Consider the following 9,180-nt stretch of genomic DNA (forward strand, 5'->3'; position numbering starts at 1 on the left):
TCTCTACGCCGTTTGCTCTGAGCCGTTCGCTCTGCGCCGTCAAAGGGAGTTCTGACGGGCCCCTGACGTCGCGCCCCGATACCAGTACTCGAGGGTCAGCACATGCCACAGATGCTTGGAGAAGTCCCGCTGCCCGGCGGCGTCCTCGGCGACCATCCGCGCCAGCGCGTCGCGTCGCAGGATCCCGGAGTCGACGAGCACGCCATCGTTGACGACCTCGCGCACCAGCGGTGCCAGATCCCGGCTCATCCAGGCCCGCAAGGGGGCGCTGAACAGGCCCTTGGGCCGGTACACGATCTCCCGGGGCAGGACCGAGGAGGCGGCCTCCTTGAGGACGGCCTTGCCCTGCCGTCCGACGATCTTGCGGTCGCCGGGCACGGCGAACGCCGCCTTGACCACCTCGACATCCACGTACGGCACCCGCACCTCGGTCGACGCGGCCATGCTGGAGCGGTCGGTGTACGCGAGGTTCAGGCCCGGCAGGAACATCCGGGCGTCAGCCAGGCACATGCGGTTGACGAAGTCGTCGAGGTCGTTGTCCTCGTAGACGTCCGCGTGCTCGGTCAGCACGTCGTCGACCGTCCCGGCCAGGTCCGGATCGATCAGGGCGAGCAGCTCGCCCCGGTCGTACATGGTGTAGCTGCGCCGGAACGCGGTCTCCTCCGGCAGATCGGCGAAGGACAGGAACCGCTTCGCGAAGCGCACCGACCGGTATCCGCGGCGGGCCGTGGCCACCGGCAGCCGGTCCACAGCCCTGGACAGACCGCGCCGCAGGGGCCGTGGGACGCGCTGGTAGCGCAGGGCGAGGAGGTTGGCGAGGTGCTTGCGGTACCCGGCGAACAGCTCGTCGGCCCCCATCCCCGAAAGCATCACCTTCACCCCCGCCTCTCGGGCGGCCTCGCAGATCAGGAACGTGTTGATCGCGGCGGGATCACCGATCGGCTCGTCCAGGTGGTGCGTCATCCGCGGCAGCAGGTCGAGCACGTTCGGAGCGATCTCGATCTCGTGCAGGTCGACGCCGAACCGCTCGGCCACCTGCCGGGCGTAGCGCAGGTCGTCCGGCATCGCCTCGAACCTGGCGTCCTCGGCGCGGAACCCGATCGTGTAGGCGGAGATACCGGGCCGGTCGCGGGCCGCCAGCGCGGTCAGGTAGCTGGAGTCCAGCCCGCCGGAGAGGAAGGTCGCCACCGGTACGTCGGAGAGCAGGTGACGCCGGGTCGACTCCTCGACGACGGCGGCGATGTCCGGCTGCTCGCCGGACAGAGCCCGCTCCCGGCCCTCGGCGGCGACGTCCCTCAGGCTCCAGAACCGGCCGCGATCCACCCGCCCGTCCGGCCGGAACCTCATCCAGCTCCCCGGCGGCAGCTTCTCCGCCTCGCGGAACGCGCACCGTGAGTCCGGCACCCAGTAGTACAGCAGCGAGGCCACCAGCGCCGCGTGGTCCACCTCCAGCGAACCGCCGGTCACGGCCGCGAGCGCCTTCAGCTCGGAGGCGAACATCAGGCCCTCGCCGCGCCGCAGCAGGAACAGCGGCTTGATGCCGAGCTGGTCGCGGGCGAGAACCAGGTCCCCGGTCCGCTCGTCGAAGACGCCGAACGCGAACATGCCGCGCAGCCGGGGCAGACAGTCCGTGCCCCAGCGCCGCCAGGCCTCCAGCAGCACCTCGGTGTCCGAGGTACCACGGAAGCGCACCCCGGCCGCCACCAGCTCGGCACGCAGCTCGGGCGCGTTGTACAGCTCGCCGTTGTACGTCAGGACGAGGCCGTCGCAGATCATCGGCTGGGCGCCGGTCTCCGACAGGTCGACGACGGCCAGCCGGCGGTGCCCCAGGTGCACTTCGCCGTCACCGACGGGGTGGCCGTAGCGGCCCGCCCCGTCCGGGCCGCGGTGAGCGAGGGTATCGGTGAGCCGGTCGGTCACGGCCTTGCCGTCCGGCCACCGGTACGTGCCTGCGATGCCACACATGTCCTACCGCGCTTCCTGGTCGCTGTCCGGGACGCGTGCCGCCCAGATCGGCAGCCGCTCCGGCCGCTGCCCGTCCTCCTCCACCGCCTGAACGGCGTGGGAGATACCCCCACCCTTGTGTCGGGCCGGCCGTCCGCCGCGGACGCGCGACGCGGTGTGCGGCCCGTCCCACAGCGTGCCGTCGGTCCGGTCACGCGGATCGGGGTCGATCAGCACCACACCGATCACCGCGATGCGCTGGTCGGCGAGCTGCCGTGCCACGGTGTGCAGCCAAGCGGCGCTGCCGCGCCCGGCACGCACGACGAGCACGGTCCGGGTGCCGAGGTACCGCAGGTCGGTCCACGCCGTGCCGGGCGCCACCGAGCCGACGCCGATCCGGCGTTCCTCGGCTGACAGGGCCTCGGCACGCTCGCCGCCGACCACGGTCGGGTCTCCCGGCTTCGGCCGACGCCTGGTCAGCCGCTGTCCGGGCAGGCTGTCGACGAGGACGACCGGCCCGTCCGCCGCCAGTGCCCCGGCGAGGTCCAGGGCGATCAGGCTGGTGCCGCGCGCACAGCCCAGCTCCAGCAGCGACAAGGGTTCTGCGGAGCCGCGCACGGTGCGGGCCAGTGACGTGGTGAGTCGTGTCCGTGCCGCCCGGCTGCGTCGGCGCCGCCACAGCCGGGCCGGCCGGCGGGGGAGTTCCGCGATGACCGAGGCGCCGAGGTTCGCCGCGATCTGCCGGCGCAGCACGGGGCGGTCCGCCACGACGGTGCCGACCGTGGCCACCGCGAGCCCGAGGGCGAGCCCGAGGACAAGCCCGATCGCGGCGTCGGTGGCGGCGGCCCTGGGAAGGGAGTGCCGCTCGGCGCGCGGGGCGTCCACGATCTGCGTGCCGGCGACGAGCTGGGGTGTGCCGATGCCGGCCTCCGCGGCGCGCTGGCCGAACTCGGTGATCTGCGAGGTGAGTTCGGCCCGGCGGGCGTAGAGCGACTCCAGGTTCGCCGACGCCTTCGGTCCGCTCTCCGTCGCGCCGTCCCCGATCGCCTGGTCGACCGTGGCGAGTTCGCCGCGCAGTCGGTCACGCTGGCCGAGCAGAGCCTTGGCCTCGGCCTGCGCGGCTTGCTGTATCCGCCTCACATGGTCCGCGACGAACGCGTCGGCCAGCGCCTCGGCGCGGGCCACCGCCTCCGCCTCGCTGTCGGCGGTCACGGTGATCTGCAGCAGGTTGTTGGTCAGGCCGCTGCCCTCGTAGTCCCGCATGAAGTCCTCAGGTTTCTCCGGGGAGTCGAGGGTGCGCAGGGCCGCGGCGGCGATCCGCGTGGTGTGCAGCAGCGCGACGTCGGTCCGGATCAGCGTTCCGGGGTCGTTGGGCTGGTCCTCCTGATGGGCGACCAGCACCTTGGTCACCGCGGTCGGCGGGGGCGGGAGCAGAACGGCCACCGCCGCGCCGACCAGCAGCCCCAGCAGTGCCATCGAGTACCAGAGACGGCGCCGCCTGCGCACCGCCACCACCAACGCCTGCAGATCCAGCAGCGGAGCGGCCGACGACTGCGAAGTCGTACTCGTCGTCACCTTGACGCTCCCCTCGTGTCGTCGCCGACCGCGAGCGCCGGTGTGGCGGCACGGCGAGCATCGGCGGCAGGCGGTGTCGCGCGGGTCCGGACCGCGCCGGCCAGGACGATGCCGACGACCTCGTGACGGGCGTCCGCACACGCCTCGGCGATGCCCGCGAGCTCCCCCGCGGTCCAGCTGCCGGCGCTGAGCACGACCAGGGCGCCGGACTCGTCGTCGCGGTCCGGCACCAGCGGCTGGGACACCGGGACCCCCACCACCCGCAGCAACGGATCGCTCTGCGCCTCGGCGACGAGCTGCCCGGCGGCCCGGTGGGCGATCTCGTCGCCGTCCGGCACGACGACCAGCAGCCGACGGGCGTCCGGCAGCCGCTCCCTGAGGCGGGCGCACACCCGCCGGTAGCGGATCCGCCGGCCGGCCTCGTCGCCTGACGCCTGCGGGAGCGGCAGGTCCCACCGGACGTCGACGCCCAGCAGCCGGCGGATCCGGGCCCGCGGGCCACCGCCCTGGAGCTGGTGCCCGGTCCCTTCGGCGGGTACGTCGACGGTGCCCAGCAGGGTCGAGCCCAGCGCCGCGGCGATCTCCGGTTCGGTGCGCAGCCGGCGGCTCATCCGTGCGGCGGTGAGATGGCCGATCACCGCGAGCAGGAAGAACAGCACCGCGCCGCCGACGACGAGCTGCGTCCTCGTGGGCGGTGCCTCACCGGTCGGCCGGGCCGCCGGCCCCATGACGACCATGTTGGTCTTGCCGGCGGTCGGGTCGACCTCGTCCAGTTTGGCGACGGCCTTCTGCAGCGCGGTGCGCAGCTTCGCGAGTTCGGTGCGGGTCTGCACGCTCTCCACGGTCTGCCCCGGATCGGCGGCGTCGGCCAGCTCGGTGATGCGGCGGCTGGTCTGTACGACCAGTTGCCGCAGCGCCTCGGGCTGCTCCGCCGCGTCCGGATCGGTGTTGTCGCCCACGATCCGCGCGGCGAAGGTGACGAACTGCTGGGCCACCTGGTCGGAGAGCCGCTGTGCGCGCTCCGGGGTGCCGGCCGTGCCCGAGATCTTGATGATGTTCCCGTCGGCGGACGTGGCGCTCACCTGGTCCCGCAGTTCTCTGCCGCCGACCCCGCTCCAGCCGAGGGTGGCGGCCGCGCGGTCGAGTACCACCGAGCTGGTCGCGATCTCCGTCTGCGTCAGCAGTTCGCGTTCTTCCCACGCGCCGGGCAGCAGGACCGATGCCGACGTCGTGTAGCGCGGCGGGAACACCAGGGAGGTGCCGTAGCCGACGAGCGCGCCCACCAGGACGAGGAGGGTGAGGAACCGCCGGCGCCGACGGATAATCCGCCCGATCGTGACCAGGCGTATCGTGTCATCGCTCAACTGCGCGGCCTTCTCCCTGATCGGTCCGGGTCGCCCGCCGACGCCGGAGCGTCGGCACGGCAGGCAGCGGCGTAGGCGGCGAGCAATGACGCTTGCGAGTTCCGCCAGGAGAGCGCCCCGCTGATCCGCTCCTGGCCGATCTTGCCCATCCGGGCCCGCTTCTCCGGATCGTCAAGGAGCAGCGCGATGAGCTCGGCGAATGCGGCCTCGTCGTTGGCGGGGGCGTAGACGGCGGCGTCACCGGCGGAGACGCGCGCCTCCCGGAGGTCGAAGGAGACGATCGGCCGGCCCATCACCATGTACTCGAGGACCTTGTTCATGGTCGACACGTCGTTGAGCGGATTGCGCGGGTCGGGGGAGAGGCACACGTCCGCGGTGGACAGGTAGCGCACCAGGTCGGCGTCCGGGATGCGCCCGGTGAACTGCACCTGCTCCGACAGCCCGAGTCGCCGGGACAGTTCCACCATCGCGTCGAAGGTGTCGCCGCCGCCGACGAACACCGCATGCCAGTCGGTCCGCCCCAGCTCGTCGCGGAGCTTCGCGAGGGCCCGCAAGGCGTAGTCGACGCCGTCCTGCGGGCCCATGACCCCGAGGTAGCACAGCAGATGAGGCTTGCCGCGCTTCAGCTCCGGCTCGGGTGGTACGGGGTGGAACCGTGCGATGTCCGGGGCGCTGCGCACCACGAAGACATCCGCCGGCCGCTGACCGCCGCGGCGCACCGCGACGTCCCGGTAGCTCTCGTTCGTGGCGAGCACGACGTCCGCGGCCCGGTACGTCATCCGTTCCAGCGCGCACACGCCGCGGTAGAGCAGGTCCTTGCCTCGGCCGAACCGGGAGAGGTACAGCTCGGGCACCAGGTCGTGCTGGTCGAAGACGAACCGTGCCCCGCGCCGCTTGAGCCACAGCGCCGGCAGGAACAGCAGGTCGGGCGGATTGCAGGCGTGGACCACGTCGACCGGGCCGACCTTGCGGGCCAGCCGGACCGTGTGCCACAACGCCGACCCGTACTCCCGCAGGTAGCCGGCCGGCCCTCCGGTGGCCGCGCGCAACGGATAGCGGTGGATCCGCACCCCGTCGATCTCCGCCTCCGGCTCCGTGTCCCGCTTGCTCCCTTGCGGGCATATGACGTCCACCGTCCAGCCCGCGTCACGCAGCGTCGTGCACTCCTGCCACACCCGCCGGTCGAACGGCACCGACAGGTTCTCCACCAGGATCAGCGCACGCCGGTCCGGCCGGTCGCCGCCGGCCATGTCCTCGAACGATGTGTCACCAGGCAAGGCCCACGTACCCCGGTTCGGCCCGGCGCGCATCGGCGTCGGGAAGGTGGACGAGATCGACGATCAGCGGCCCGTCGCCGTGGGGCAGCGCCGACAGCACGGCCGGATCCCTGGTACCCACCAGACACACCTCGGCGTGTTCGAGCACCTCGTCGACGGAATCCGCGAGCAGCTGGGCGAGATGCGGCAGCCGGGTCTCGATGTACTCGCGGTTCGCGCCGATCAGCCGGGAGAGGCTCACGTTGGCGTCGTGGATCCGCAGGTCGTACCCCTTGCCGAAGAGCCGTTCCGCCAACTCGACGAGCGGGCTCTCGCGGAGGTCGTCGGTGCCGGGTTTGAAGGACAGCCCGAAGAGGCCCACCCGGCGTTTGCCGGTGCGCTCGACCAGCTCCACCGCGCGCTGCAGATGGTCGGAGTTGGACGGCAGCACATGGGCGAGGATCGGCACCGAGATGTCGGCCCGGTGCGCCGCGTGGACCAGGCTGCGCAGGTCCTTGGGCAGGCAGGAGCCGCCGAAGGCGAAGCCGGGCCGCAGATAGGCGGGGCTGATGTTCAGTTTGCTGTCGGCCAGGAAGACGTCCATCACCTCGTGCGAGTTCACCCCGAGGGCGTGGCACACCGCGCCCAGCTCGTTCGCGAAGCCGATCTTGAGGCCGTGGAACGCGTTGTCCGCGTACTTGATCGCCTCGGCCGTCGGGATCGGCACCCGGAACACCTCGCCGGGCAAACCGTCGTACAGAGCCGTCACCGCGTCGCCGCTCGCCGGATCGAGTTCGCCGATGACGGTCTTGGGCGGGTCGAAGAAGTCCCGCACGCTCGTGCCCTCGCGCAGGAACTCCGGGTTGACCGCCACTCCGACGTCCACGCCGGCCGTGCCGCCGACGTACTTCTCCAGGATCGGTACCAGAAGGTTCAGGCAGGTGCCCGGGAGCATGGTGCTGCGGAACACGACGGTGTGCCGCCCACCCCGCTCGGCCAGCGCGGCACCGATCTGCTCGGTGACCCGCTCCAAGTACGTTGTGCACAGGCTGCCGTTGGGCTCCGACGGTGTGCCCACGCAGACCAGCGACACCTCGCTGTCCATGATCGCCTCGCGGACGTCGTCGGTGGCGCGCAGCGCTCCGCTCCGTACGACCTCGGCGATGAGCTCGCCGATCCGCTCCTCGACGACCGGGGCCCTGCCGTCGTTGACCAGGTCGACCTTGACCTGGTTCACGTCCACCCCGATGACCTGGTGACCCATGCTGGCCAGGCACGCGGCCGACACGCAGCCCACGTAGCCAAGCCCGAATACGCTTACTCTCATCAGACGTTCCTCCCCCCTGGCGGACCCTCGCGGTCCGCAGTCCGCGCGCCGGCTGAACCGTTGAGTCGCAGCCCTCCGCGCATCAGTAAGCGCCTTGCCCGTAGAGCACCGCCCGCAGCGTCTTCCACAAGATCACCGTGTCCAGGGCGAGCGACCAGTCCTCCACGTACCGCAGGTCCAGCCGGACCGCCTCCTCCCAGGACAGGTCGCTGCGACCGCTGATCTGCCACAGGCCGGTGAGTCCGGGCTTGACCAGCAGCCGCCGCCGGATGACCGGGCCGTAGGCGGCGGACTCCTCCGGCAGCGGAGGCCGCGGACCGACGAGCGACATCGATCCGGTGAGCACGTTGAAGAGCTGCGGCAACTCGTCGATCGAGTACCGGCGCAGCACGGCTCCCACCCGGGTCACCCGCGGGTCCCGGCGTAGCTTGAACAGCAGGCCGGCGCCCTCGTTGCGGTCGGCCAGCGCGTCACGGGCCCGATCCGCCCCGGCGACCATGGTGCGGAACTTGACGATGGTGAACTCGCGGCCGTCCTTGCCGACTCTGCGCTGGCGGTAGAAGGCCCCACCGCGACTGTCCACCATCACGAGCAGCGCGACGAACACCATCAGCGGCGTGAACAGCATCAGCAGGATCGCCGCGCCCATCCGGTCGACGACGCCTTTGACCGCGTGACGGCCCCCGCTGAAGGTCGGCATGCTGACCCGCAGCAGAGGTATTCCGAGCACCGCGTCGACATGCAGCCGCGGGCCGGCCACCTCCATCAGCACGGGCGCCACGATCATCTCGGCGTCGCTGCCTTCGAGGTTCCACGCCAGTCGCTGCAACCGGTCCGGCGACCAGTGCGGGTCCGGTGTGACCGCGACGACGCGGTAGCCGTCGTGGCGTACGTGGTCCGCGACGTCCGCCAGCCGGCCGACGACGGGCACTCCGTCCAGTTCGTCGCCGTCGAGCCCGCGACCGTCCGTCGTGCACACCGCGTCCACCCGCCAGCCGAGGTGCGGGAACTTGCGGGTCCGGGCGATCAGGTCGCGCACGGTGGCCGGGCTCCCGGCGGCGAGCACCGGTCGCAGGCACCGTCCTTCCTTCCGCTGTCTGTGCAGCCACAGGCGCAGTACATACCGCGCGGTCATGGTGACGAGTGCGATAGCGGGGATGGCGACGAAGATCCACAATTTGATGTTTCGCGAGGTGAGAGCTATTCCGCCGAGCGCCAGTACGACCGTCGCCGTGAACAGTGAGCGCCCGAGCCGGCGGAATTCCTCAGCGCCCTGGCCGAGAACCGCCGGAGACCACGCCCGGCTCACCGCAAGCGACCCCAGCACCAGCAGCTCGGTGCCGAATGCGAGAATGCCCCACTTCTCGTGCCAGTTGGCCGCGTCCCGGGCCCCGAAGAAGTTACCGATCGCCGCCACGACAAAAGCGGTGGTCACGGTGTCGTTGATGATCACGGTACGGCGGTAACGCTGCTCCCATTCGATCGCGGGCTGACTGACTGACCCGTTCGCCAGACGCCCCCGCGCCGACGGAAACGGGCTGACCAATTCCCCTTGCCGCACAGAACCCCCCAGGTCCCCAGTGGTTCGGCGTGTCCGCCCAACACTGTTGCTCCCCTCGGGAGGCCCCCGCCTCCCGAGGGGAGCAACAGTGTTGGGCGGACACGCCGAACCACTGGGGACCTGGGGGGTTCTGTGCGGCAAGGGGAATTGGTC

6 protein-coding genes are annotated in these 9,180 nt (G+C 71.4%); all 6 read right to left on the reverse strand.

All coding sequences use genetic code 11. The features are described from left to right. Window positions 1-39: 39 nt before the first annotated feature. Complete coding sequence (gene asnB, locus P1P75_RS17550; protein WP_319256291.1) at window positions 40-1,965, reverse strand: asparagine synthase (glutamine-hydrolyzing); 1,926 nt, start codon at window positions 1,963-1,965, stop codon at window positions 40-42. Between the two features lie 3 nt (window positions 1,966-1,968). After that, window positions 1,969-3,519 (reverse strand): Wzz/FepE/Etk N-terminal domain-containing protein, encoded by a 1,551-nt coding sequence (locus P1P75_RS17555; protein ID WP_319256293.1) that lies wholly within the window; start codon window positions 3,517-3,519, stop codon window positions 1,969-1,971. Beyond that, entirely contained in the window at window positions 3,516-4,883 is a 1,368-nt protein-coding gene (locus tag P1P75_RS17560) for a polysaccharide biosynthesis protein (protein WP_319256295.1), read from the reverse strand. The genes P1P75_RS17555 and P1P75_RS17560 overlap by 4 nt, the downstream gene beginning before the upstream one ends. After that, window positions 4,880-6,133, reverse strand: a complete 1,254-nt coding sequence (locus tag P1P75_RS17565; RefSeq protein ID WP_319256297.1) for a glycosyltransferase family 4 protein — start codon at window positions 6,131-6,133, stop codon at window positions 4,880-4,882. Before P1P75_RS17565 ends, P1P75_RS17560 begins: the two co-directional genes overlap by 4 nt. Window positions 6,134-6,149: 16 nt before the next feature. Continuing rightward, entirely contained in the window at window positions 6,150-7,466 is a 1,317-nt protein-coding gene (locus P1P75_RS17570) for a nucleotide sugar dehydrogenase (RefSeq protein ID WP_319256299.1), read from the reverse strand. 82 nt (window positions 7,467-7,548) lie between these two features. After that, window positions 7,549-9,027, reverse strand: coding sequence for a sugar transferase (locus tag P1P75_RS17575; protein WP_319256301.1), 1,479 nt, complete (start codon window positions 9,025-9,027; stop codon window positions 7,549-7,551). Window positions 9,028-9,180: the final 153 nt, after the last annotated feature.

The organism is Streptomyces sp. ID05-39B, from assembly GCF_033794725.1.
In the GTDB taxonomy this organism is placed as follows: Bacteria; Actinomycetota; Actinomycetes; order Streptomycetales; family Streptomycetaceae; genus Streptomyces; species Streptomyces bobili.